We start from the raw sequence: 24,871 nt of genomic DNA on the forward strand, positions 1-24,871 counted from the left end.
AGCCTACCAATCCCCCCGGAGACACCCGGACCTCCACCCCTTGTCGGTGGTCATCAGATATGTTGAACGGACGTGGACCGGTCGTCGTGACGCAGCGGCACCGAACGCGTCCGAGGGAGGGAAGGACCGCGTGAACATCACCGAATGGGTCCAGGCACTGGTCTGGATCGCCCTGGTCCTGGTGCTGGGGGTGGTCGAGGTCTTCACGCTCGACTTCATCTTCATCATGCTGGCCGCAGGGGCCGCCGGTGGGCTCATCGCCGCCGTGATCGGCGCTCCGTGGTGGCTGTCCGCCATCGTCGCAGCGGTGGTCGCACTCGTGCTGCTCGCCCTCGTGCGTCCGCGCGTGCTGCAGGCCCTCGGCCGCAACGCCGACCCGCACCGCACGGGTGTCGAGGGGCTGGTCGGCATGGCCGGCACCGTCGCCGTCGCCTTCACCCCGTCCCGGCCCGGTCAGGTCCGTCTGGCCAACGGCGAGACGTGGAGCGCGCGGATCGACACCGCCGTCCCCGACCGCACCCCGCCGCTCGGCACACTCGTCGTCGTCGAGTCCATCGAGGGCTCGACCGCAGTCGTCCGCATCGAACAGAAGGCAACTCCGTGACCCTCGAACCCGGCACGATCGTGCTCCTCGTCCTGATCGTCGTCATCGTCATCTTCGTCATCGTCGTGCTCGCCAAGGCGATCCGCATCGTCCCGCAGGCCACCGCCGGCGTGGTGGAACGTCTCGGCAAGTACCACAAGACCCTCAACCCCGGGTTGAACCTCCTGGTCCCCTTCATCGACCGGCTCCGGCCGCTGCTCGACATGCGCGAACAGGTCGTGTCGTTCCCGCCACAGCCCGTGATCACCGAGGACAACCTGGTGGTCTCGATCGACACGGTCGTCTACTTCCAGGTCACCGACGCCCGCGCCGCCACGTACGAGATCGCGAACTACCTCGGGGCCGTCGAGCAGCTGACAACCACCACGCTCCGCAACGTCGTCGGTGGGCTCAACCTCGAAGAAGCGCTGACCAGCCGCGACAACATCAACGGCCAGCTCCGCGTCGTCCTCGACGAAGCCACCGGCAAGTGGGGCATCCGCGTGGGTCGCGTCGAGCTCAAGGCGATCGAGCCGCCCGTGTCGATCGTCGACGCCATGGAGCAGCAGCTCCGTGCCGAGCGGAACCGGCGTGCCGCCATCCTGCAGGCCGAGGGAACGAAGCAGTCGCAGATCCTCGAAGCCGAGGGGCAGCGACAGGCAGCGATCCTCCAGGCCGAGGGTGCTGCGAAGGCCCAGGTCCTCCGGGCCGAGGGTGAAGCCCAGGCCATCGCGACGGTCTTCGACGCCATCCACGTGGGCGACCCGGACGAGAAGCTCCTGTCGTACCAGTACCTGCAGATGCTCCCGAAGATCGCCGAGGGCACCGCGAACAAGGTCTGGATGATCCCCAGCGAGTTCACCGAGGCCCTGTCGGGCATCGCGAAGGGCTTCACGGCGACCCGCACCGGCGGAGCCCCCGCCGGCGCCGCCGCCGCCGGCAGTTCGGACTTCCTCGATAAGATCTCGAAGCTCGCGAACGAGAGCCTGGCGAACTCGTCCGCCGGCTCCACGACGGTCGCGGATGCGAACGCCCCCGCATCGGACATCGTGCCCGACTCAGCACTCGACGAGCGCCTGGCGGAGTCGAACCGCAGCGTCGAGGAGAAGCTCGCCGCGGCGGCCGACGCCACCCGTCGGCAGCTCCGCGACGACCAGCAGAACGGCTGACCCCGAGACCGCGACGGCCAGCGCCGCGGCGGCTCCGCACAGACGAAGGCCCGCTCCCCCGATGGGGAGCGGGCCTTCATCTGTGCGGACGTTACGCGCCGCGTCGAGCACGCAGGAACGCCAGGCGCTCCTGCAGCAGTTCCTCGAGCTCTTCGCGCGAGCGACGCTCGAGCAGCATGTCCCAGTGGGTGCGCGGCGCCTTGACGTCTTCAGCGGCGACCTCGACAGGAACCCCGTCATCGCCCAGGAGCCGTCCTTCGAAACCGCTGCGCGGGTCCGACCAGGTCGGCGGGACCTCGGCGTCGGCCGAGAACACCACGTCGAAGGTCTCGCCCGTCGATGCCTGGAAGACCGCTCGCTTGCGGTCAGAGAGCTCGACGCCCTCTTCGCTCTGGAGACTCTGACTCCCGAGCCGCATGCCGCGGAGACTCCGATCAGCCATGGTGGACTCCTCTCAGTCGTTCACCCGTACCAACACCGTCCCACGCGGGTTCGTTCCGGGACGGCTGCATTCACAGTCGGTTCCCAGTGCGAGAACGGCGGCGCTGCCACGGCGCGCACGCGAGCAGGACGAGCAGGCCGCCGAGCGAGAGCACCAGCGCGATGAGCCCGGACGCGACCGTCGCCGGGGTGGTCGTCGTGCCGAGCGGGACGTCGGTCACCATCGAGGTGGCGGTGTACTCCGGCACGCGGTCGATCGTCCGGCCGCTGGGATCGATCACCTGGGACGCCCCGACGGTCGAGATGTTCACCAGCGAGCGCCCGGTCTCGATGGCCCGCATCCGGGCGATCTCGAGCTGCTGCAGGTTCTCGTCGGTCCCCGAGAAGTCGGCGTTGTTGGTCTGCGCGAGGATCACCTGCGCTCCCCCGCGTGCCATGTCCCGGGTCAGTCCGTCGTCGACGATGTCGAAGCAGATCGCGATGCCGGCCTTGACCCCCGCGACGGACAACACGTTCGGCTTGGTGCCCGGCGTGTAGTCGCGCTGCAGCAGGCCGATCAGCGACGGTGCGAGCTTCGAGTAGAACCACCGGTCGGGCACGTACTCGCCGAACGGCACGGGGCGCTTCTTGTCGTAGGACGACTGCCACCCGTCGGCCGTCCACACGAACGAGGTGTTGTGCAGCACGCCGGACGGTGTCTGGGTGATCGCGCCGGCGACGAGCGGTGCGTCGACCGAACGGACGACGCGGTCCAGTGCCCCGGCGATCACGGGCTGCGCGCGCGGGTCGAACTCCGCAGATGCCTCCGGCCAGACGACCAGGTCCACCCCCGTCGCCTCCACGTCGGTCGCGGCGACCTGCGACTGCAGGACCTCGCCGGGTGCCGCCCGGTCGAAGTACCCGGCGGGGCCGTTGCCCTGCACCGCCTCGATGCGGATCGTCCCGTCGGTGGCCGTGGGCCACGCGGGCACGGCGAGCACGGCCGCGACCAGCAGTGCCGCCGTGGCGACGCGGACCCGCACCTGCATGCCGCCGACCAGGCCGAGCGAGACGACCACGGCGACGCAGTACACGACGACGAAGGACACCCCGAGCACGCCGACCCAGGCCGCCAGGTGTGCGAACGGGCTGTCGGACTGGGACAGCCCGACCCGCCCCCACGCGAACCCGCCGTAGGGCCAGCTGCCCGAGAACCACTCGCGTCCGGTCCACAGTGCGGCGATGACGGCCGGGAGGCCCCACACGCGCCCGGCGGTCGAGGTCACGACCCGCGCGACCCAGCGGTACGCGAGTGCCACGGCGACGCTGCCGAGTGCGAACATCGCGGCCTCGAAGAGCGCCAGGGCCAGCCACGGGACCGGGCCGAGGTAGCGACCGGCCCAGGAGATCGCGGGCACCCATAACGCGACGCCCCCGAGGTAGCCGATCCACGCCGCGCGTCGCCACCCGTGCCCCATGGTGGACAGCAGCAGGCACGCGACCGCGGGGTAGGCCAGGAACCACCAGCCGGGCGAGGGGAACGACAGCGCGAACAGGACCCCGCCGATGACCGCGAGCGGCAGGGCGACGCGCACCGGCAGCGCGGTGAACGGCGACGGCTGCGAGACGCCGCGCACCTCACCGGACGGCGTCGGGAACGGCGGCGTCCGGGACGGACCGCGGCGTCTCCGTGGGACGGCACCGGCGCGCGGAGGCGCGACGGACTCGGGGACCTGCACCGGGCCTCCCGTCAGACCGTCGCGTACGCGACGATGCCGCGGCGCACCGCGTCCGTCGCACGACGGGCGGTGTCGGCGAGGTCGGGGTCACCCGCGTTCTTGATCTGGTCGAGCAGGTCGATGACCTGCTTGGACCACCGGACGAAGTCACCGGCCGCCAGGTCGAGCGACCGGAGGACGTCGTCGAGCGCCGACCCGGACGCCCACCGGAACATCCCGAGGGCGATCGCGGGCGTCGGCGGCTGTGATCCCGCCAGGCGGGCGTCGCGCTCGATGTCGTCCAGGCGGGACCAGATGGTCAGGGTCTCGTCGAGCGCGGGCCGGAACGCACCGCGTGGCAGGGCGTGCTCGGTGCCGGGGGCGTCCTCGCGTCGGGGCTGGTACACGATCGTGGCCGCCATCGCGGCGAGCTGTCCGGGGGTCAGTTCCTTCCAGACGCCGGCCTCGAGGCACTCGGCGACGAGCAGGTCACGTTCACCGTAGATGCGCTGCAGACGACGTCCGCCGGCGGCGACGGTCAACTCGCCGTCACCACGGGCGGTCGCGGCGGTCGGGACGAGGCCGGACGGCTCGGTGCCGGTCGTCCCCGTGCCGGTCGTCCCGCTGTCGGTCGTCCCGCTGTCGGACGGCACGAGGTAGCCGAGCTGCAGGAGCACGTCGGTGACCCGGTCGAACGTGGTCGCGACGGCACCGGTGCGCGACCGGATCTGCTGCAGGAGCTTGTCGTTGACGCGCTTGAGCTTGTACCAGCGCTCGGCCCAGCGGGCGTGGGCCTCGCGGTCAGGGCAGGCGTGGCACGGGTGGCGCTGCAGTGCCCGACGGACCTCGGTGATCGCGGCCTGCCGTTCGGCGCGGGCGCCGTGCGATGCCTCGCGGCCACCGGGGACGTTCGTGCGCTCGAGGTCGGACAGCTGCCGGCGGAGTGCCGCGTACTCGGTGAAGTCGCCGAGGTGGCACTGCATCGACTTCTGGTAGCCGTCGAGCGACTCCTGCTGCGAGCGGACCTTGCGTGCCAGGTCGACCACGGAGCGGTCCGCCTGGAACTGCGCGAACGAGGTCTCGAGGACCTCTCGTGTGCGCTGGCGCCCGAACTGCTCGATCAGGTTGACGGCCATGTTGTACGTCGGCTTGAACGACGAGTTGAGCGGGTACGTCCGGCGGCTGGCGAGCGACGCGACAGCCTGCGGTTCGAGCCCGTCGGACCACTGGATCACCGAGTGGCCCTCGACGTCGATGCCGCGGCGTCCGGCACGGCCGGTCAGCTGCGTGTACTCCCCCGGGGTGATCGGGACGCGGGCCTCGCCGTTGAACTTCTCGAGCTTCTCGAGCACGACCGTGCGGGCGGGCATGTTGACGCCGAGCGCCAGGGTCTCGGTGGCGAACACGACCTTGAGCAGCTTGCGCTGGAAGAGGTCCTCGACCACCTCTTTGAACGCGGGGAGCATGCCGGCGTGGTGTGCTGCGACACCGCGTTCGAGTCCTTCGAGCCACTCCCAGTACCCGAGCACCGCCAGGTCCTCGTCGAGCAGGGTGCGGCAGTGGTACTCCGCGGTCTCACGGATCTCGTTGCGCTCGTCGCGCGTGGTCAGCGACAGTCCGGACCGGACGACCTGTCGGACGCCCTGGTCGCACCCGTTGCGGCTGAACACGAAGAAGATCGCGGGGAGCAGCATCCGCTCGTCGAGCATGTGCGCGATGTGCTCGCGGTGGGCCTTCTCGGTGCGCGGACCACGGCGGTCGACGTAGCCGCCGTGCCCGCGGCGTCCGCGGTGTCCGCCGCGGGAGTCGTTCCGCGAGCCGCCACCGACCAGTCGGAGCAGCTCCGGGTTCACGCGGTTCGTGGCCGCCGCGCCGGAGGAGTCGAACAGGTCGACCATCTTGTTGCCGACCAGCACGTGCTGCTCGAGCGGGACGGGCCGGTCCTCGGAGACGATGACGTCGGTCTCGCCGCGCACGGTCTGCAGCCAGTCGCCGAACTCCTCGGCGTTCGACACCGTCGCGGACAGGGACACCAGGCGGACCTCGGTCGGCAGGTGCAGGATGACTTCTTCCCACACGGCGCCGCGAAACCGGTCAGCCAGGTAGTGCACCTCGTCGAGGACCACCCACGCCAGGTCGTCGAGCAGGTCGGAGTCGGCGTAGATCATGTTGCGCAGGACCTCGGTCGTCATCACGACGACGCGGGCCCGCGGGTTGACGTTCGTGTCACCCGTGAGCAGGCCGACCTCGGTCTCGCCGTAGACCTGGACGAGCTCGGCGTACTTCTGGTTGCTCAGCGCCTTCATCGGCGTCGTGTAGAACACCTTCGCCGTGGGCTGCCGCATGGCCAGCCAGATCGCGAACTCGGCGACGATCGTCTTGCCGGCGCCGGTCGGGGCGGCGACGAGCACGCTCCGGCCCTGGTCGAGGGAGTCACACGCCGCGAACTGGAACGGGTCGAGGTCGAAGCGCAGGTCGGTGCGGAACAGCTCGAGGTTGCGCGACCGGTTGCGGATGCGCGCCGCCTGGAACCGTTCGGCAGCGCTGAGGCTCGTGTCGGTCACAGGCCGTACTCGGCGTCGAGCTTGGCCTGTCGCTTCGCGAGGCGTCGGTCGTGGACCCAGGTGATGCAGCACGCGGCGACGTACAGCACGGTCATGGGCACGGCGAGCAGGAACATCGAGATGACGTCGGCGCTCGGGGTGACGATCGCGCAGAACACGAGGATGCAGAGGATGGCGACGCGCCAGGACTTGATGATCGCCGCCGCCGTCAGCACGCCGACGAAGTTCAGCAGCACCAGGAACACCGGCAGCACGAAGGCGATGCCGACCGCCACGATGAGCTTGATCGTGAAGTCGTAGTACGCCTTGGCGTCGACGATGGACGTGTCCTGACTCGACACGAAGCTGCCGAGGATCCCGACGATGTGCGGCAGCACGTACCAGCCGAAGGCGCACCCGAGGAAGAACAGCGGGATGGCGGTGCCGAGGAAGCCCCAGACGTACTGCTTCTCGCGGCGGACCAGGGCCGGGACGATGAACGCCCAGATCTGGTAGAGCCACACCGGACTGGCGATGACGATGCCGATCGTGATCGCGATCTGCAGCTTCAGGTCGAACGCGCCGGTGATCATCGGGAAGTTCAGTTCGGCGGTGTGTCCGCCCACCTTCGCCAGCTCGGCCACCGGGGCCCGCAGCGAGTCGAGGACGAACGGGGTGAGGAACCAGCCGCCCACCGCGCCCACCAGGACCGCGAGGACCGCCTTGAAGAGCCGGTTCCGCAGCTCGATGAGGTGCTGCCCGAGGGACATGCGGCCTTCGGGTTCCTTGGGACGGCGACCCTGCCGCTTCTCTCGCCCGCTCGCGGTCGTCGAAGCCATGTCCCGATCCTACGGCAGCGGGACCGACAGTCCGCGGCCGTGCCGAGAACGCACAGCCGATGGCAGTCGACGATCGGGTGCGGGACGCCGTGTCCGGGCCGGCCGTTGCAGGGCATGCCGCGCGGACGTCGCCGACGTCGCGGGAACCGTCGCTCGCAGGGCCGCGGGGCGGCAGGTCGCGCGACCGCGGCAGCCGCGGGCGGCAAGTCGCGCGACCGCGGCAGCCGCGGGCGGCAAGTCGCGCGACCGCGTCAGCCGCGGGCGGCAAGTCGCGCGACCGCGTCAGCCGCGGGCGGCAAGTCGCGCGACCTCGGCAGCCGCGGGCGGCGCGTCGCGCGACCGCGGCGCGGCGACGCTCTCGCCTGGCCCGAGTCGGGCGGGAGGCCCGGTGCGAGCCCGCCACGGTCCTCCCGTCCGGCGCACGGTCGCGTCCAGTGTGCTGGCCGCGCCGTGTGGGCCGCGTTGCGGTCGCACGACACGCCGTGCCGACCGCGTCGAGATCGCGGGAACCGTCGGTTGGCGCGCCCCCAAGCGACACGTCGTGCGATCTCGGCGGACGCAAGCGGCGCGTTGCGCGACCTCGCGCGGTGGCGTCAGTGGCCGCGCAGCGCGGACTCGGCGAACACGCGGACCGCCTCCCGCGCAGCGGGCGGGTCGATCACGACGGCCCGGCCAGGCAGACCGGCGACCAACCGCACCACGCCGTCGAACCCGGCCGAAGCGGCCAGCCGGACGCGGACCCGACCGCCGCCGTCGGGCGCGTCGGCGGTGTCGGCGAGGAAGTCCGCCACCAGGGGCAGCGACGACGCGTCGAGCTCGACCGTGACGATGACGTCCGTGGCCGACTGCTGGAACAGGGTGTCGGGCATGTCGACGTCGTCGATCGACCGGGTCACCGGGCGGTCGTCCACCCGCACGGCGGACATCCGGTCGAGGCGGAACGTGCGCAGTGCGTCGCGGTCGAGGTCCCACGCGCGCAGGTACCAGGCCGTGTCGATCGACTCGACGCGCAGCGCGTCCACCCGACGGGTGCTGCCCCGCGTGCGGGGTCCGGCGTAGTCGAACACGAGACCGCGGCAGTCCGACATCGCCTGGCGGATGGTCGTCAGGGTCGCGTCGTGGAGTTCCTGGCTGACGGCGACGTTGGCGGCGGCACCTCCGGCGCCCCGCGAGAGCTTGGCCATGAGGGCGCGGATGGCGTCGCGGTCCGCGGCCTCGGGCAGCGCAGACAGGTACTGGAGCCCGGCGATGAGTGCGGAGGCCTCGCGGGCGGAGAGCCGCGGGGAGTCGTCGATCGCCACCAGGTTGGTCAGCACGATCATGTCGTTCTGCTCGAGGTCGTCCCAGGCGATGTCGAACAGGTCGCCGTGCTGGTACTGCATGGTCTCGCCCGGGATCCCCGAGACGGCGATGAGCTCGACGGCACGGCGGATGCGGGCCTCTGGTACGCCGAAGTGGCGCGCTGCCTCGGCCACCGACACGCGCTCGCGGTCGATCAGGTACGGCACGAGGGCGAGCAGGAACGCGAGCTTGTCCTGCGCCTGCAGGGGTTGGGTCTCAGCCACGTGGCACCTCGTCACCCATGTCGGGCCCACCGTGGTCGGCGACCAGCCCACGCAGACGGGCGGTCACGCGCTCGCGCATGTCGGCCGGTTCGAGCACGCTGACCTCTGGCCCGAAGGCGGCGAGTTCCTCGGCCAGGATCTGCGGGTCGACGTAGTGCACCAGCAGGACTCCCGGTTCGCGCACGGTGGTGTCGCGCCGACGCCCGAGCCGACGTTCCGCGTCGGACCCGGGCACGACGGTGATCGTGGCGGTGCGCTCGGCCCAGATGCGGTCGAGTTCGGCGAGGGTGCGCTCGCCGGCGCCGGCGGGAGCCGGGTGCTGCCCCGCGCCGAACTGCGACACGGGTCCGACGATGCGCGAGAGCAGGTAGTTCTTGTCACCACCGGTGGCGGGCTCGTGCGCGGCGAGCATCCACCGGCCGCCGTGCTGGACCAGCGCGAGCGGCTCGAGCTCGCGACGGCGTGCCTGGTGCTCGCCGGGGGTGATGTAGTCGAAGCGCACCGCGGCGGCCCGGTCGAGCGCGGACCGGAGGGGCTCGAAGGCGGCGTCGCGCGCGCGCAGGCGCGGGGCGTAGGCCGCGGTGCCGATGGACCCGGCTGCCGCCTCGTCGTCGCCGGCCGCCCGGACCTTGAGCAGCGCCCGTCGCGAGTCGGAGGACAGGGCACCCTCGCGCCAGGCCATGGCGGCGAGGGACAGGAGTGCTGATTCGTCGGGGGTGAAGCGGACGTCGAGGGGCAGGTCGTACTCGCCCTTCGGGATCCGGTACCGCAGGGTCTGGTTGTTCCCAGCGGCCCCGGGCGTCTCGATGGTCTCGAGCGGGATCCCGAGGTCGCGGACGTCGTCCTTGTCGCGCTCGAACTGGCGCTCGAGCGAGGCGTTGTCCCCGCCGGTGGCGAAGCGCTGCCGGTAGCCCTGCACGTTGGCGAGGATCTCGGACTTGGTCAGGCCGGCTTCGGTCGACAGCAGCGCGAGCACGAGGCTGAACAGGCGCTCTTCCGCCGGTACGCGGGGCACACGGGTGGCTGGCACGGCGGTCCTAGGACTTGACGGATCCGAGCACGTCGATGACGTACGCGTACGCGGCGCCCTGCTGGTGCACGATCGCGAGCACCTGGTCGCCGACGTGCCTGCCCAGGAGGGCGCTGCGGACGCCCTCGGCGATCTGGCCCTTGGCCAGCGGGATGGTCTGTGCGCCGGTGCCGTCGGTCCAGCTCGAGCCGGCCACCGTCGAGTCGGCACCCCACGTGACGGCCGTGTACTTGACGACGGCGGTGTCCTTCGCGGTGAGCGTCGAGCCGGAGCCCTTGCGCAGCAGGTGGGTCTCGTCACCCGAGGGCGCGGCCGTGGACGGCACGGTGATGCCCGGGGCGCCGTCCGGGGCGAGGACGACGGCGGGCATGCCATCACCCGCGAGCTGCGGGGTGCCGGTGGCACGGGCGTCGAAGGCCCGCTTGACGTCGATGACCGCGATGACCGCGTCCTCGGTCTTCTTGCTCGCGGTGGCACCGCTGCTCAGGGCGCTCTGCGGCAGCGCGACGGCCAGGCGGTCGCCCACGTGGGCGCACTCGAGCGCCTTGCCGAGGGCGCCGGCGTTCGTCGAGCCCGCGGTGATCGGCGCGACCTGGCCGGCGTACCCGCTCGTCTGTGCGACCTTGCCGGTGGCACCGTCGACCAGCGTGTACTCGATCAGGACGGGGGTGCCGTCCTCGATCTGCCGGCCGTCGCCCGTGCGCACCACGGAGACCTGCGTGCCCTTGGTGGTGACGCCCGACGGGACCGTGACGGTCGGCTCCTTGCCGAAGGCGCCCTTCACGGTGACCGCCTCGGACGCAGCCCCGGGGGTGTTGCAGCTCGACGGGGTGGACCCGGCGCCGTTCGACGCGCATGCGGTCAGCGACGCCGCCAGGGCGATGGTGACCAGGAGTGCGGGGATGGTGCGCACGGACCCTCTTTCCGTTCGGTGCAGGACGAGCGACGGACGTAGCCTACCGGTCCGCACCGGGCGTCCCGGTCGTGTCCACAGCCTCGGCGGCGGCGACCTTGCGGGCCTGTGCCGCGGCCTGCCGTGCCACCTTGCGGAGCTTCTTGTCGCTCGCCGACCGCTCACCGACGGCCCCGGGCGTCCATGCCTCGACGTCCTCGTCGGCGAACTCCGCCTTGCCGGCACGGCGCTTGAGGTTCGGGAGCACCACCCCGTCAGCCAGGCGCCGCGCGGTCACCAGGAAGCCGGTGTGTCCCACCATGCGGTGGTCCGGACGGACGGCGAGGCCCTCGACGTGCCAGGTGCGCACGAGCGTCTCGCTCGACTGCGGGTCGGTGAAGCGTCCGGTGTCGCGGAGCGCCTCGGCCGTCCGCGAGAGCTGCGTGACGGTGGCGACGTAGCAGACGATCAGGCCGCCGGGCACGAGGGCGTCGGCAGCAGCGTCGACGCACTCCCACGGCGCGAGCATGTCGAGCACGACACGGTCGACGCTCTGCGGCTCGGTGGCCCCTGGGAGCTCCTCGACGAGGTCGCCGACGGTCACGCTCCAGTTGTCCGGGACGGCACCGAGGAACGTGCCCACGTTGCCCCGGGCGATCTCGGCGAACTCGTCGCGGCGTTCGAACGACTGCAGCCGCCCGGTCGGACCGATCGCCCGGAGCAGCCACAGCGACAGCGCGCCGGAGCCGACGCCGGCCTCGACCACGCGTGCGCCGGGGAAGACGTCCGCGAAGGCGACGATCTGGGCCGCGTCCTTCGGGTAGACGATCGCGGCACCGCGGGGCATCGACATGACGTAGTCGTTGAGCAGCGGCCGGAGGGCGAGGTACTCGTCGCCCGAGCTCGCGGTGATCACGGACCCGTCGGGCTGCCCGATGACGTCGTCGTGCGCGAGCATGCCGCGGTGCGTGTGGTAGATCACGCCCGGCTCGAGCGAGAGCGTCGTGAGCTTGCCCTTCGGTCCGGTGAGCTGGACCCGGTCACCGGCCCGGAACGGACCGCGGGGCGGGGTGTGCGGCGCGCCGCCGGCCGTGTGCGTCAGGCCGGTCGTGTCGGGCAGCTCGGCGTTCACTGCGCGGCCCCGTCCGCGACGGAGGCCGACGGGTCGACCGCGGACGGGCCTCCTGTCGGGACCGGAGACGGACCGGAGCGCGCGGGACCACCGGACCCGCCGGCACGTGCTGCCAGGGCCGGCGAGGTCAGCGCCACGAGGCGGTCGACGTCCACCCCGGCGAGCGACGTCAGGTAGACGTCCCCGGCGGTCTCGGGCAGCGGGACGATGTGCTCGACGGCGATCGTCACCGCACCGGAGGCGACGGCAGCGGCGACGCCGGTCGCGGAGTCCTCGATCGCGACGCACGCGGTGGCGTCGACCCCGAGCTGGGCGGCGGCGCTCAGGTAGGCCTCGGGGTGGGGCTTCGGGTGCTCGACGTCGTCTCCGGCGACGACGACCCGGAACGGGTGGTCCGCCAGGGCGTCCGCGGCGACCAGGGCCATGTTCCGGCGGGACATCGTGACCAGCGCCGTCGGGATGCCGCGGGCGTGGAGCTCCTCGATGAGCTCACGGGCCCCCGGACGCCACGGCAGGTCGTCGTGCGCCATGCGCTCCATGACGTACGAGGTCATCCACTGGACGATCTCTTCGACCTCCATGTCGACGCCTCGGTCGCGCAGGATCTCCCCCGACCGCTCGAGGCCGCTGCCCACCAGGGACAGACCGTCCTCGTGGGTCCACTCGGCCCCGTACCGGCTCGTCAGCTCCACTTGGGACTGCTGCCAGATCGGTTCGGTGTCGATGATCGTGCCGTCCATGTCCCACAGCACGGCTGCGGGGTGGACGAGGGCGGGAGGATGCGCGGTCACGGGCGACGAGTCTACCGGCGTGCGGCCCGCGTCGCGCCTGGTCCGGAGCCGACCGGGACGCGGGCGGCGTCGCCCCGGGGGCCTACAGTGGATGCCTGATCGTGTCGGGCGCCTCGCGGTGCCCCACTCCACCTCCAGGAGGTCCGCTCCGTGCCACAGCACTCCCCCTTCCAGGACGGCCGGCTCCTCGTCGTCGCGTTCGAGGGCTGGAACGACGCCGGGGAAGCCGCCAGCGGCCTCGCTCGACGGATCGTCGACGCGCTCGGCCTCGACGAGCTGCGTGAGATCGACGGGGAGCAGTACGTCGACTACCAGTTCAACCGACCGAACGTCGGCAGTGACGACGACGGCGTGCGCGGCATCCAGTGGCCCCGCATCGTGCTGCACGGACCCGGCCAGGTCGGCCGTCCCGTGATCAGTGCCACCGGGGAACCCGCGGAGCGCGACGTGTTCGTCCTGGTCGGTCCCGAGCCGTCCCGCACTTGGCGTGCGTTCTGCGCCGAGGTCATCGACCTCGCCGACGTCCACGCGATCGACGCGGTCGTCTTCGTCGGCGCGATGCTCGCCGACGTCCCGCACACCCGTCCGATCTCGGTGTTCGTGTCGAGCGAGAACGCCTCGGTGCGCCAGGCCTTCGACGTCGACAAGTCCTCGTACGAGGGCCCGACGGGCATCCTCGGCGTGCTGTCCGACACGATGGACAAGGCCGGCCTCACCACCCTGTCGCTCTGGGCCTCGGTGCCGCACTACGTGCACAACGCGCCGTCGCCCAAGGCCACCCTGTCGCTGCTCGACAAGATCGAGGAACTGACCGACGTGACCGTCCCCCGCGGCACCCTGCTCGACGACGCCACCGAGTGGGAGGAGGGCATCGACGCCCTCGCCGCCGACGACGAGGACATGGCGTCGTACATCGGGCAGCTCGAGCAGGCACGCGACACCGTCGACTCCCCCGAGGCGTCGGGCGACGCGATCGCCCAGGAGTTCGAGCAGTACCTGCGGCGCCGGGAGCGCAAGGACGGCAAGGACGGTGGCGGTCAGGCCGGCGAGGGTCCGTGGCGGCCCCCGCAGCCACCGCAGTAGCGGCGACCGACGGACGGACGGGAGGCCCGGTGCCAGCTGGCACCGGGCCTCCGGTCCGTCGTGTGGTCGGCTCGATGTGTCGGAACTCGCCGCTCAGGTGCGTCCGGGTTCCGGAGATGGCCGATCGCGCGCGTCGAGACGCCGGGGTTCCGGAACCTGGACGCCCGACGGCCACCAGACCGCTGCCGGCGCGGGAGGACGCGCGCGCGTCAGCCGATGCGGATGCCGAGCAGTGCGTCGACGACGTCGACGAGCTCCGGCGTGGAGCGGGTGCCGCCGGCAACCGCCGTGTCGACCGCCGCGACGGCCCCGGGCGTGTCGAGGTCGTCCGCGACCCGGGCTCGCAACCGGGCGACGACGTCGTCAGCGTCGTCGGCGTGTCCGGCCCCGCCGCCCACCCACGCGTCCCAGGTCGCCAGTCGGCGTGTCGCGCTGGCGAGTTCGGCGTCGAACCACTCCCAGTCGTCCGAGTACCGGTGCGACAGCAGGGCGAGGCGGATCGCCCGCGGGTCCGCTCCGTCGTCGAGCAGCCCGCGCACCGTCACCAGGTTGCCGAGCGACTTCGAGATCTTCTCGCCCTGGTAGGCGATCATCCCGGTGTGCACGTAGGCGTGCGCGAGCGGCTGGTGCGCGAGGGCCGCCGCGTGCCCCGCACTCATCTCGTGGTGCGGGAAGACCAGGTCGCTGCCCCCGCCCTGCACGCTGATCGGCAGGCCGAGCCGGTCACCGGCGATCACGCTGCACTCGATGTGCCATCCGGGACGTCCCACGCCGACCGCGCTCTCCCAGCTCGGCTCGCCCGCCCGGGCCGCGCGCCAGAGCAGGGGGTCCAACGGGTCACGCTTGCCCGGGCGGTCGGGGTCGCCGCCGCGCTCCGCCGACAGGGCGAGCATCGTCTCGCGGTCCATGCGGCTCTCGTCGCCGAGCGACCAGGACTCGGTCGGGCGGTTGACGTCGAAGTAGAGGTCGTCGCCCTCGCTGTCCGGTGTCGGCACGGCGTAGGCGGAGCCGGTCTCCTGCAGGAAGGCCACCGCTTCGGCGATCCGCTCGACCTCGTCCGTGACGGCGACGTAGTCGTCCGGGGGCAGGATGCGCAGGGCCTCCATGTCGCGGCGGAACAGGTCGATCTGCGAGGCTGCGAGGTCGCGCCAGTCCACGCCGTCCCGCGCGGCCCGTTCGAGCAGGGGGTCGTCGACGTCGGTCGTGTTCTGGGCGTACTCGACGTCGAGACCGGCGTCGCGCCAGGCACGGCCGAGCGTGTCGAACGCCAGGTAGGTCGCGGCGTGGCCGAGGTGTGTGGCGTCGTACGGGGTGATCCCGCACACGTACAGGGCGGCGCGGGCCTCGCCGTGGGTGGGGTCGACCGGCTTGCCGGTCGAGGTGTCGTGGACGACGGGTCGTGGACCGGAGCCGGGGACCTCGGGGACGGACGGGGCCTGCCAGGCCCTCACGGCTGGATCACCTGGAGCGACAAGAGCACGAGGAGAACGATACCGAGTGCAACTCGGTAGTACACGAAGGGCATGAAACTGCGCTTGCTGATGTAGTTCATGAACGCGGCGATCACGACGAAGCCGACGCCGAAGGCCACGACCGTCGCGACGAGCGTGTCGACGACGCCGAACGGCGCTCCGGTGTCGCCGAGGCTGGTCGCGGCTTCGTACAGCCCGGACAGGAACACCGCCGGGACGGCGAGCAGGAACGCGAACCGTGCCGCCGCTTCGCGGGTGTAGCCGAGCGCGAGCCCCATGGACACCGTGGCGCCGGACCGCGAGACGCCGGGGACCAGCGCCAGCACCTGCGCCAGACCGATCAGGATCCCCCCGCCGAACGTCATGTGCTCGATGCGCCGTTCCTTGCGGCCGACACGGTCCAGCACGCCGAGGACCACGCCGAACACGATCAGGACGACCGCGACGATCCACAGCGACCGGAACGTGGTCTCGATCGTGTCCTGCAGCAGGAGTCCGACGACGCCGATCGGGATCGTGCCGAGGATCACGAGCCAGCCCAGCCGCACGTCCGGGTCGTTCCGCGGCACCTTGCCCGACAGCGCTCCGAACCACCGCCGGACGATGCGCGTGATGTCGCGCCAGAAGTAGATCAGCACGGCCGTCTCGGTACCGAGCTGCGTCACGGCGGTGAACGCGGCGCCCGGGTCCTGCGCATCGGGCAGGAAGAGGCCGACGATGCGCAGGTGGGCGCTGGAGGAGACGGGCAGGAACTCGGTGAGTCCCTGCACGAAGCCGAGGAAGATCGCCTCGAGGATGTGCACTGGCGCGGCCTTTCCGGAGCGGGGCTCGGTCGTGTCTGTCGTGGCCGGGTCGGAGGTCGCCCCGGCGACCAGCAAGTCTCTCAGTACGACCCGAGCAGGTCGCCGAGCACACGCCGACCGAAGGCCAGGGAGTCCAGCGGCACCCGCTCGTCGACACCGTGGAACATCGCGGGGAAGTCGATCCCGGCGGGCAGCTGGAGCGGGACGAACCCGTAGCCCGCGATGCCCAGGGTCGACAGCGCCTTGTTGTCCGTCCCGCCCGACAGCAGGTACGGCAGCACCGGCGCACCCGGGTCGTGCCGGCCGAGCACGTCCCGCACGGCGTCGACGAGCGGCCCGCCGAAGTCCTGCTCGAGCCCGACGTCGCGGAAGGACGTGATGACCTGGACGTCCGGCCCGGCGAGTTCGCGCACCCGGGCGAGGACCGTCTCCTCGTCCCCCGGCAGGCAGCGGACGTCGATCAGGGCCTCGGCCGCGTCGGGGATGACGTTGTGCTTGTACCCGGCCTGCAGCACCGTGGGGTTCGACGTGGTGTGCAGCGCGGCGTGGATGAAGCGTGACGCCGAGCCCGTGGCAAGCGCGATCTCGTCCGGGCCGGTGACCGCGGGGTCCACGCCGAGGAACCTGGCGACCTCGGTCACCATCGCGTCGGTCGTGGCCGACAGGCGGACCGGCCACTCCTCGCTGCCGATGCGGGCCACGGCCGCGGCGAGCTTCGTCACGGCGTTGTCGCGGATGACGTGCGAGCCGTGCGCCGCGGTCCCCGTCGCGACGAGCTTGAGCCACAGCAGCGCCTTCTCGCCGGTCTGCAGCAGGTAGGCGCGACGATCACCGAGCGTGATGGAGTACCCGCCGACCTCGCTGATGGCCGCCGTCGCGCCCGCGAAGACCTCGGGATGCTGCTCGACGACGTGGTGGGAGCCGAGGACGCCCCCGGCTTCCTCGTCGGCGAAGTACGCGATGACGAGGTCCCGGTCCGGGGCGCCCTGCGCGGCGATGACGTCGCCCAGTGCCGTCAGCATCATCGCGTCCATGTTCTTCATGTCGACGGCGCCGCGGCCCCAGAGCATGCCGTCGCGGACGTCACCGCCGAAGGGGTCGACGCTCCAGTTCGCCGGGTCGGCGGGGACCACGTCGAGGTGGCCGTGCACCACCAGCGCGGGCTTGTCGGGGTTCCGTCCGGGGACACGCGCGACGACGCTGACCCGGTCGGGTTCGGACTCGAACAGCTGCGGGGTAAGACCGAGTCCGCGGAGCTTCGCTTCGACGTAGTGCGCGGCCTCGGTCTCTCCCGAGGACCGGCCGTTCCCCCAGTTGCTCGTGTCGATCCGGATGAGGTCGCGCGCGATGGCCGCGGTGGCTTCGAGGTCGGTCGTGGTCGGCTCGAGTCCGGGGTCCGTCGTCATGCTGCAACGCTACCGGGCACCCGTGACGCCGGACGCGCCCGGGATGTCCGCCCGTGTTCAACCACCGTTCAGTCCCGTGCTAAGGTCTTCTCCGGCAGCAACGCCGGGGAAACCCGTTGTTCCAGCCCACAACTGAAGAACATCTGTCCGGATGGCGGAATTGGTAGACGCGCTAGCTTGAGGTGCTAGTGCCCGTATTAGGGCGTGGGGGTTCAAGTCCCCCTTCGGACACGCAGTGTTGAGACACGCGGCGAATGGCTCACCTTCGGGTGGGCCATTCGTTTTTGCGCGCCCGGATTCGAACAGTGGATGCGGCCGATCCGCCGACCGCGCGACATCCCCGACGTCGTACGACATCGACGGTGTCGCACCACCGGCACAGGACGCGACCACATGACGGACGGGAGGCCCGGTGCCAGCTGGCACCGGGCCTCCCGTCCGTCTGCGCGGTGGTGCCTACTTCGCCGCGTCGACGAAGGAGCGACGCGGGTCGGTCTCCTTGATCAGCGAGGTCGCGTCGCGGCCGGAGACCGCGCCGGTGATCCAGCCGATGACGATGCGCGCCTTGCGGTTGAGCGTCGGCATCGCGTACACGTGGTACGAGCGGTGCGCGAGCCACGCGAACAGGTTCGTCATCTTGATGCCCTTGATGTTGGCGGCACCCTTGGCCACGCCGTACGAGGCGACCGTGCCCACGGAGACGTGGCGGTACTCCTCGAGGGGCTTGCCCGTGATCGTCGCGACCACGTTGTCCGCGGCCACGACGGCCTGGCGGACGGCGTTCTGCGCGTTCGGCGGGTAGAAGGCCGGCTGCTTCTCGGCGGTCAGGTCGGGGACCTGCGCGACGTCGCCGAGGCCCCAGACGCCGGCGACGACCTCGTGGGTGTCCTCGGCCTCGACCTGGAGCTTCGCGTTGGCCGCGAGGTGCCCCTTCGGTCCGCGCGGCAGGTCGGACGCGTCGAGCAGCGGGTTCGGCTTCACGCCGGCGGTCCACACGAGCAGCCCGGTGGCGAACTCGTCGCCGTCGGAGAGCTTGACGACGCCACCCTCGCAGCTCGGCATGGTGGTCTTCAGACGCACGTCGATGCCACGTGCGCGCAGGGACTCGAGCGTCCACTTCGACAGCTCCGGGCCGACCTCGGGCGCGACGCGGTCGAGCGCGTCGATGAGGACCCAGCGGGGCTGCTCGCCGGCGAGCGACGGGTAGGTCTTGATCGCGGCCTGCGAGACGTCGAAGAGCTCGCCGATCGCCTCGACGCCGGTGTAGCCACCGCCGACGAAGATGCTGGTGAGCAGTCGACGACGCTCGTCCTCGTCACGCGTGGCCGCGGCCTTCGCGATGTTGTCGAGGAGCTTGGCGCGGACGTAGGCCGCCTCTTCGACGGTCTTGAAGCCGACGCCGACCTCCTCGAGACCGGGGGTCGGGAACGTGCGCGTGACCGAGCCGAGGGCGACCACGAGCTGGTCGTACCCGAGCGTGCGGTCGTCGCCGCCGGCCGTGGCGATCGCGACGGTCTTGTCTGCCGACGAGATCCCGGTCACCTTGCCCTGGATGACGCGCGTCTTCCGGAGCGCACGACGGAGCTCGACGGTGACGTCCTTCGGGTTGATGTGGCCGCCGGCCACCTCGGGCAGGAACGGCAGGTACGTGTAGTACGTGTTCTGGTCGACCAGGGTGATGCGCATCGGCACCGTCGCGGCGTGCTTCTGCAGCTGCTTGACGGTCGCGTAACCAGCGGAGCCGCCACCGAGGACGAGGACGTGAGGGATCGAATCTGCCATGGGTCTGGTCTACTCGATCAACCCTCAGCGCGTCATGTCCGCCGCGCACATCTGCCAGATCCGGTGCAGATCAACGACACCTGTCGTCTGAACTGCAGGGTGGGAAGGGTCAGCGTCCGTCGCGCAGCCGCCACCACGCGGTCTCGGCGAGGTCGACGCCCATGAAGACCCCGTGGGGCGTCCGTCGGGACTCGACCAGGCTGAAGCGCCGCAGGCGGTACCCGCCGCCGAACCGATCGATGATGGCCTCGGGCGACGAGTCGGCGGTGCGCTTGACGTGCCACGTGCGGTCGTCGACGGGGACGATCACGCTGCCACCGGCGCCGGGCGCGACACCATCACCGGCACCGGCACCGGCACCGGCACCGGCACCGGCGCTGGCACTGGCACTGGCACCGTCATCGCCGGCCGCCGATGCGGGACCGCAGGATGTCGATCCGCTTCTGGATCTGTTCGATGCTCGCCTGGGCGACGGCCGGTCCCCCGCTGATCCGCCGAAGCTCGGCGTGGATGGCCCCGTGCGGTTCGTTCGCGTGCCGCGACCAGATCGACACCAGACGCTGGAGTTCGGAGCGCTGTTCCTTGATGGTCAGGTACATCGGCCGGTCGGGCTCGGGCGCCCTGGGGGTCCCGTCCTTGACCGCGCGGCCCTTGGACCGTTTCGCCTGGGTCGCCTGCCGGGACCGGAGCAGGTCGCGGACCTGGTCGGGTTCGAGCAGCCCGGGGATCCCGATGAAGTCGAGCTCTTCGAGGGACCCGATCTCGCCGCCGGTGCCGAACTCGCCACCGTCGTAGAGCACCCGGTCGAACGAGGCCTGCGAGTCGAGGGCCTCGAACGGCTGCACGTCGAGCAGGCTCTCCGAGGCGCGGTCTTCCTTGTTGGCCTCGGCGACCAGCGCGTCCTCGGGGTTGTACATCCCGTCGTCGGCGTCCTTCGGGCGGTCGAGCGCGTGGTCGCGTTCGAGCTCGAGCGTGGCGGCGAGTGCCATCAGCCCCGGCACGCTCGGCAGGAACACCGACGCGGTCTCACCGCGACGACGGGCCCGGACGAACCGCCCGATGACCTGCGTGAAGAACAGCGGCGTGCTGGCACTGGTGGCGTAGACCCCGACGCACAGCCGTGGGACGTCGACGCCCTCGGAGACCATCCGCACCGCGACCATCCACCGCGAGGTGTCGGCGGCGAAGGCGCCGATGCGGCTCGACGCGGCGGCCTCGTCCGAGAGGACCACGGTCGGCCGCTCCCCCGTGATCCGCTGCAGGATCCGGGCGTAGGCGCGGGCGGTGGACGCGTCGGTCGCGATGACCAGGCCGCCGGCGTCGGGGACCCCGCGGCGCACCTCGGTCAGGCGCGTGTCGGCGGCGGAGAGGACCGCCGGCATCCACTCGCCCTCGGGTGACAGCGCCGTGCGCCAGGCCTGGGCGGTGATGTCCTTCGTGACCTGCTCGCCGAGGGAGGCCGACATCTCGTCGCCCATCCGGGTCTTCCAGCGCATCTGCCCGGCGTACGCCATGAACAGCACCGGCCGGACGACGCCGTCGACGAGGGCTCGGCCGTAGCCGTAGTTGTAGTCGGACACGGAGGTGCGGATGCCCTGCTCGTCCATGGCGTACTGGACGAACGGGATGGGCGCGGTGTCCGAGCGGAACGGTGTGCCCGACAGCGAGAGCCGTCGTGTGGCGCCGTTGAACGCCTCTCTGATGCCGTCGCCCCAGGTCAGCGCGTCGCCGCCGTGGTGGACCTCGTCGAGGACGACGAGGGTGCGGCCGCCCTCGGTGATCCGCCTGAGGACGTCGGGGTTCATGCCGACCTGGGCGTAGGTGACCGCCACGCCCTGGTAGTGCCGGCCGAACATGCCGTCACCGTTCTTGAACATCGGGTCGATGCGGATCGAGACCCGGTCGGCGGCGTCGGCCCACTGGCGCTTCAGGTGCTCGGTCGGCGCGACGACGACGAGGCGGTCGACCGTCCCCCTGGCCAGCAGCTCGGTCGCGAGCCGGAGCGCGAAGGTGGTCTTGCCGGCGCCGGGCGTCGCCGCGGCGAGGAAGTCACGGGGCTCGGTCTCGAAGTACTTGGTCAGCGCTTCGACCTGCCATGCACGGAGCTTCGACGCGGTCCCCCATGCCGCACGGTCGGGGAACGCCGGCGACAGGTGCTCGGCCGCCGCGTTGCCCGCGATCTCCGCCAGCTCGGCCGGCGCGAGCTCGGCGGTTGCCAGCTCGGCGGGTGCCGGCTCGGCCGGCGCCAGCTCGGCGGACACCCGGCCCGGTCGGGCCGCGTTCCCGGTGGTGTCGACCGGACCGACCGCCGCCGTGTCGGCTGCGGCGGTCTGCTGCTGTTCGTACTCCGCTGCGCTCACTTCGGGCGATTCTACCGTCACCCGATGTCCTGCCGGGCGTGAGGCGGGCGCTGCTCGGGCGTGCCGCGGACCAGCGATGCCGGACGCAGCACGCCGGCGCCGAACCGGGCGGTCACCGCGTCGACGGTGGTCTCGGTCTCACGCCACGGCGCGTCGTCGTCCCACAGGGCGTTGCTGGCGGCGGTCGGCACGAGGTTCTCGCCACGGACGCCGATGAGCCGGATGCGGTTGCCCGGTCGGTGCAGCACGTCGTAGAGCTCGACGGCTTCACGGTGGATCCGACGGGCGACGTCGGTCGGTTCCGCGAGGGTGCGGGACCGGGTCAGCGTGGTGAAGTCGGTGTACCGGACCTTGAGCGCGATCGTACGGCCCTGGACCTCGGCCCGACGCATGCGCACCGCGACCTTCTCGGCCAGACGGAGGAGTTCCCGCGCGACGGCGTCGCGCTCGGTCAGGTCGGTGCCGAAGGTGACCTCGTGCCCGATCGACTTCTCGCCGACCGCGGTGTCCACCACGCGCGGGTCGCGGCCCCAGGACAGGTCGTGCAGGCGATGTCCGCCCGCCGAACCGATCGCGTGGACGAGCGACTCGAGCGGTGTGGTCGCGAGGTCGCCGACGGTGCGGATGCCCCGTCGTTCGAGCACCTCTTGTGTCTTGCCCCCGACGCCCCAGAGCGCGGACACCGGCTGCGGGTGCAGGAACGCGACCGTGTCGGCCGCCGGCACGACGAGCAGCCCTGCCGGTTTCGCCCGGCTGGACGCGAGCTTCGCGACGAACTTGGTCGAGGCTGCACCCACCGAGCAGTGCAGGCCGGTCTCCTCGAACACCGCGCGGCGGATGGCCTGTCCGATCTGCCACGGCGTGCCGTACAGCCGGACGGCCCCGGCGACGTCGAGGAAGGCCTCGTCGATGCCGAGTCGCTCCACCCGGGGCGTGAATCGGTCGAAGACCTGCATCACCGCTCGGGACTTCGCCTGGTACTTCTCGAAGTGCGGCTCGACGATGACGGCGTTCGGGCAGCGCCGCTTGGCGACGGCCATCGGCATGGCGGAGTTCACGCCGTACCTGCGGGCTTCGTACGTGGCAGCGGTGACGACCGAGCGGTCGGAGTCGTGGCCGACGATCACCGGCAGTCCGACCAGGTCGGGGCGGTCGAGCAGCTCGACCGACGCGAAGAAGGCGTCCATGTCGACATGCAGCACCGTCGCCGAGACGTCGGCGACCGGCTGGTCAGAAACAAGTCGGTTGCTGCCGTCCTGCTTGCTCACGAGGCGATGGTGCCAGGGGCCACCGACACCGGTCCGAGCGCGTCGTTCGCGATCGTCCGTGCCGCCGAGTCGCGGGACGACGGGTGGTACTGCCCCGCCCGGACGTCCCGTGCCAGCCGCGCGAGCTCGGCGTCGGCGCGGAAGGCGCTGCCGCCCACGACCCGCATGGCCTCGTCGACGACGTGCTGCGCGGTGTCGACGGTGCGGGCCTTCGTCCCGACCAGCAGCGGGAACCAACGCCGCCCGTGGTCCTCGAGCTCGTCGACGTCACGGGCGAGCGCGTCGACCTGCAGCGCCACGGCGTCCACCGCTCCCCGCATGTCCGCGACCGCGCGACGCACGTCCGGGTCGTCACTCCGCAGCACGCCGTCCATCGACCGCCGCCGCTGCACGGACTGCACGGTGAGCTCGACGGCGCGCGACGCGATCCCGACGTACACCGATGCCACGAGCAGCTCGAACGCGGCGAAGACCCCGAACACGAGCGGATCGGCGGTCGGACCGACCGGCAGCGACCGGACGATGCGCTCTGCGGGGACGTGGACGCCCTCGAGCAGCGTCGTCCGGCTCTGCGTCGCCCGCATGCCGAGGGTGTCCCAGTCGTCCAGGTGCCGGATGCCCCCGTCCGAGCGCAGTGCGAACCCGTGCACGAGCCGCGGCTCGGACCCCGACGTGTCCTTGCCGAACACGCTCAGCACGTCCCACGCTGGTGCAAGCGACGTCGAGACCTTCGTGCCCGTGAACCGGAAACCGCCCGCGCCGTCCGGCTGCGCCGTCGTCGTCGAGTCGAAGAGCACGCGGTCGTTGCCGGGCTCGCTGACCCCGAAGGCCAGCAACCGGTCCGCCGCGGCGTGGTCCGTGACGGACTGGAGGAACGACTCGCCCCGGGCGGACGCGCTGCGGGCCGCCTGCACCCAGGTCTGGTGCATGCCGAGGGCCAGCGCGGTCGCCGGCGCGGCCTGGGCGAGCGTGCGCTGCACGGCCGCGGTCGCCCGGAGCCCGAGCCCGCTGCCGCCGTCCGCGATCGGGACACCGATCCGCAGGTACCCCGCCGCGCGGAGTTCGTCGAGGTCCTCGAACGGGAACGCGTTCTCCGCGTCGTACCGGGGTGCCCGCTCGGCGATCCGGGCGAGCAGGTCCTCGGGAACCGTCCAGGGGCGACGCTTCGTGCTCGTCGCGGAGTTGGCCTGGGTCATGGCACGAGACTACGTTCGGGAGGGTGTCAGATCGTCATCCGTGGTCCAGGTACGTCGCGATCGGTGACTCGTTCACCGAGGGACTCGGTGACCCCGACCCCACAGCACCGGGCGGCAACCGCGGGTGGGCCGACCGCGTCGCTGCGTTCCTGGCGAGCCGGACCGACGACTTCGCCTACGCCAACCTGGCCGTCCGCGGTCGGCTGCTGCAGCAGGTCATCGACGAGCAGGTCGAGGACGCGCTCGCGCTGCACCCCGATCTGATCACGGTGTCCGCCGGCGGGAACGACATCATCCGACCCGGCTCCGACCCGGACGAGGTGGCATCGCGGTTCGACAGGATGATGGCCGACCTGCGGCGAGACGGTGCCGACGTCGTGCTGTTCACCGGGCCGGACGTCGGCATGACACCGGTGCTCGGGATGGTGCGCGGCAAGGCGGCGATCTACAACGAGCACCTGCACGCCATCGCCCTGAAGCACGGCGCGATGGTCGCCGACATGTGGGCGATCCGCGGGCTGCGGGACCCGCGGATGTGGGCCCCGGACCGACTGCACCACTCCCCTGTCGGACACGCCACAATCGCCGCCGCAGTGCTGGACACGCTCGGCGTCGACCACGAACTGGCGCCCTCGACGCCCGAACCCCTGGCCGCCCGCCCGTGGCGCGAGGCCCGCGCCGAGGACCTCGGCTGGGCCAGGGAGTACCTGGTGCCGTGGGTGGTCCGCAGGATCAGGCACACGTCGTCCGGTGACGGCATCACCGCGAAGCGCCCGCACCTCGAGCAGATCGGCACCGGGGCGCGCGACGGCCGGTAGG

21 protein-coding genes and 1 tRNA gene are annotated in these 24,871 nt (G+C 71.6%); 5 read left to right on the forward strand and 17 right to left on the reverse strand.

Going from position 1 to position 24,871, the window contains the following annotated elements; all coding sequences use genetic code 11:
* Positions 1–130: 130 nt before the first annotated feature.
* Positions 131–604, forward strand: coding sequence for an NfeD family protein (locus DEJ13_RS09320; RefSeq protein WP_181436955.1), 474 nt, complete (start codon positions 131–133; stop codon positions 602–604).
* Positions 601–1,752, forward strand: coding sequence for an SPFH domain-containing protein (locus tag DEJ13_RS09325; RefSeq protein WP_056124497.1), 1,152 nt, complete (start codon positions 601–603; stop codon positions 1,750–1,752). Before DEJ13_RS09320 ends, DEJ13_RS09325 begins: the two co-directional genes overlap by 4 nt.
* A gap of 91 nt (positions 1,753–1,843) precedes the next feature.
* Here DEJ13_RS09325 and DEJ13_RS09330 read toward each other — a convergent pair whose 3' ends face one another.
* The 9 genes from DEJ13_RS09330 to DEJ13_RS09370 all read right to left on the reverse strand — a co-directional run bounded on the left by DEJ13_RS09330 (position 1,844) and on the right by DEJ13_RS09370 (position 12,682).
* Positions 1,844–2,194, reverse strand: coding sequence for an RNA polymerase-binding protein RbpA (locus tag DEJ13_RS09330; RefSeq protein ID WP_056124495.1), 351 nt, complete (start codon positions 2,192–2,194; stop codon positions 1,844–1,846).
* Positions 2,195–2,264: 70 nt separating this feature from the next.
* Positions 2,265–3,911 (reverse strand): apolipoprotein N-acyltransferase, encoded by a 1,647-nt coding sequence (lnt, locus tag DEJ13_RS09335; protein WP_258374039.1) that lies wholly within the window; start codon positions 3,909–3,911, stop codon positions 2,265–2,267.
* An 11-nt stretch (positions 3,912–3,922) separates the two neighbouring features.
* Entirely contained in the window at positions 3,923–6,454 is a 2,532-nt protein-coding gene (locus tag DEJ13_RS09340) for a DEAD/DEAH box helicase (protein ID WP_111106249.1), read from the reverse strand.
* Positions 6,451–7,203, reverse strand: coding sequence for a twin-arginine translocase subunit TatC (tatC, locus tag DEJ13_RS09345; protein ID WP_111106250.1), 753 nt, complete (start codon positions 7,201–7,203; stop codon positions 6,451–6,453). The genes DEJ13_RS09340 and tatC overlap by 4 nt, the downstream gene beginning before the upstream one ends.
* A 662-nt stretch (positions 7,204–7,865) precedes the next feature.
* On the reverse strand, positions 7,866–8,837 hold the full coding sequence (locus DEJ13_RS09350) for a helix-turn-helix transcriptional regulator (protein ID WP_111106251.1): 972 nt from the start codon (positions 8,835–8,837) through the stop codon (positions 7,866–7,868).
* Positions 8,830–9,867 (reverse strand): helix-turn-helix transcriptional regulator, encoded by a 1,038-nt coding sequence (locus DEJ13_RS09355; protein ID WP_111106252.1) that lies wholly within the window; start codon positions 9,865–9,867, stop codon positions 8,830–8,832. The genes DEJ13_RS09350 and DEJ13_RS09355 overlap by 8 nt, the downstream gene beginning before the upstream one ends.
* Before the next feature lie 7 nt (positions 9,868–9,874).
* Positions 9,875–10,780: an FKBP-type peptidyl-prolyl cis-trans isomerase gene (locus DEJ13_RS09360; RefSeq protein ID WP_056124478.1), complete on the reverse strand. Its 906-nt coding sequence runs from the start codon at positions 10,778–10,780 to the stop codon at positions 9,875–9,877.
* A 43-nt stretch (positions 10,781–10,823) separates the two neighbouring features.
* A complete protein-coding gene (locus tag DEJ13_RS09365) occupies positions 10,824–11,861 on the reverse strand; it encodes a tRNA (adenine-N1)-methyltransferase (RefSeq protein ID WP_111106350.1) in 1,038 nt (345 codons plus the stop codon).
* Positions 11,862–11,887: 26 nt separating this feature from the next.
* Positions 11,888–12,682 carry an HAD family hydrolase gene (locus DEJ13_RS09370; protein WP_258374040.1) on the reverse strand — a complete coding sequence of 265 codons (795 nt, stop codon included), beginning with the start codon at positions 12,680–12,682 and terminating at the stop codon, positions 11,888–11,890.
* Between the two features lie 150 nt (positions 12,683–12,832).
* Here DEJ13_RS09370 and DEJ13_RS09375 point away from each other — a divergent pair, with 150 nt between their 5' ends.
* Complete coding sequence (locus tag DEJ13_RS09375) at positions 12,833–13,765, forward strand: proteasome assembly chaperone family protein (protein WP_056124475.1); 933 nt, start codon at positions 12,833–12,835, stop codon at positions 13,763–13,765.
* A 209-nt stretch (positions 13,766–13,974) separates the two neighbouring features.
* Here the strand turns inward: DEJ13_RS09375 and mshC are convergent, their stop codons facing one another.
* The 3 genes from mshC to DEJ13_RS09390 all read right to left on the reverse strand — a co-directional run bounded on the left by mshC (position 13,975) and on the right by DEJ13_RS09390 (position 17,446).
* Entirely contained in the window at positions 13,975–15,216 is a 1,242-nt protein-coding gene (gene mshC / locus DEJ13_RS09380; protein ID WP_111106254.1) for a cysteine--1-D-myo-inosityl 2-amino-2-deoxy-alpha-D-glucopyranoside ligase, read from the reverse strand.
* Entirely contained in the window at positions 15,213–16,040 is an 828-nt protein-coding gene (locus DEJ13_RS09385) for an undecaprenyl-diphosphate phosphatase (RefSeq protein WP_111106255.1), read from the reverse strand. Before DEJ13_RS09385 ends, mshC begins: the two co-directional genes overlap by 4 nt.
* A gap of 80 nt (positions 16,041–16,120) precedes the next feature.
* Positions 16,121–17,446, reverse strand: coding sequence for a M20/M25/M40 family metallo-hydrolase (locus DEJ13_RS09390; protein WP_111106256.1), 1,326 nt, complete (start codon positions 17,444–17,446; stop codon positions 16,121–16,123).
* 145 nt (positions 17,447–17,591) lie between these two features.
* Between DEJ13_RS09390 and DEJ13_RS09395 the strand changes: the two genes are divergently transcribed.
* A tRNA-Leu gene (locus DEJ13_RS09395) sits at positions 17,592–17,677 on the forward strand.
* 225 nt (positions 17,678–17,902) lie between these two features.
* Here the strand turns inward: DEJ13_RS09395 and DEJ13_RS09400 are convergent.
* The 5 genes from DEJ13_RS09400 to DEJ13_RS09420 form a co-directional block, all read right to left on the reverse strand.
* On the reverse strand, positions 17,903–19,228 hold the full coding sequence (locus DEJ13_RS09400; RefSeq protein WP_056124467.1) for an NAD(P)/FAD-dependent oxidoreductase: 1,326 nt from the start codon (positions 19,226–19,228) through the stop codon (positions 17,903–17,905).
* A gap of 109 nt (positions 19,229–19,337) precedes the next feature.
* Positions 19,338–19,538 carry a hypothetical protein gene (locus tag DEJ13_RS09405; protein ID WP_146245186.1) on the reverse strand — a complete coding sequence of 67 codons (201 nt, stop codon included), beginning with the start codon at positions 19,536–19,538 and terminating at the stop codon, positions 19,338–19,340.
* 88 nt (positions 19,539–19,626) lie between these two features.
* Positions 19,627–21,447, reverse strand: a complete 1,821-nt coding sequence (locus DEJ13_RS09410) for a DEAD/DEAH box helicase (RefSeq protein WP_502868731.1) — start codon at positions 21,445–21,447, stop codon at positions 19,627–19,629.
* Between the two features lie 158 nt (positions 21,448–21,605).
* Entirely contained in the window at positions 21,606–22,856 is a 1,251-nt protein-coding gene (gene dinB, locus DEJ13_RS09415; RefSeq protein WP_111106258.1) for a DNA polymerase IV, read from the reverse strand.
* Complete coding sequence (locus DEJ13_RS09420) at positions 22,853–24,052, reverse strand: acyl-CoA dehydrogenase family protein (RefSeq protein ID WP_111106259.1); 1,200 nt, start codon at positions 24,050–24,052, stop codon at positions 22,853–22,855. Before DEJ13_RS09420 ends, dinB begins: the two co-directional genes overlap by 4 nt.
* A gap of 23 nt (positions 24,053–24,075) precedes the next feature.
* Between DEJ13_RS09420 and DEJ13_RS09425 the strand changes: the two genes are divergently transcribed.
* Complete coding sequence (locus DEJ13_RS09425; RefSeq protein ID WP_111106260.1) at positions 24,076–24,870, forward strand: SGNH/GDSL hydrolase family protein; 795 nt, start codon at positions 24,076–24,078, stop codon at positions 24,868–24,870.
* Position 24,871 lies beyond the last annotated feature (1 nt).

Source organism: Curtobacterium sp. MCLR17_007, from assembly GCF_003234655.2.
Lineage (GTDB): Bacteria > Actinomycetota > Actinomycetes > Actinomycetales > Microbacteriaceae > Curtobacterium.

What these genes read in the sequence shown, in the direction of transcription:
- DEJ13_RS09420 (WP_111106259.1), bottom strand. Translation starts at nt 24,052, where the DNA reads ATGACCCAGGCCAACTCCGCGACGAGCACGAAGCGTCGCCCCTGGACG.
- DEJ13_RS09330 (WP_056124495.1), bottom strand. Translation starts at nt 2,194, where the DNA reads ATGGCTGATCGGAGTCTCCGCGGCATGCGGCTCGGGAGTCAGAGTCTC.
- tatC (WP_111106250.1), bottom strand. Translation starts at nt 7,203, where the DNA reads ATGTCCCTCGGGCAGCACCTCATCGAGCTGCGGAACCGGCTCTTCAAG.
- DEJ13_RS09400 (WP_056124467.1), bottom strand. Translation starts at nt 19,228, where the DNA reads ATGGCAGATTCGATCCCTCACGTCCTCGTCCTCGGTGGCGGCTCCGCT.
- DEJ13_RS09390 (WP_111106256.1), bottom strand. Translation starts at nt 17,446, where the DNA reads ATGACGACGGACCCCGGACTCGAGCCGACCACGACCGACCTCGAAGCC.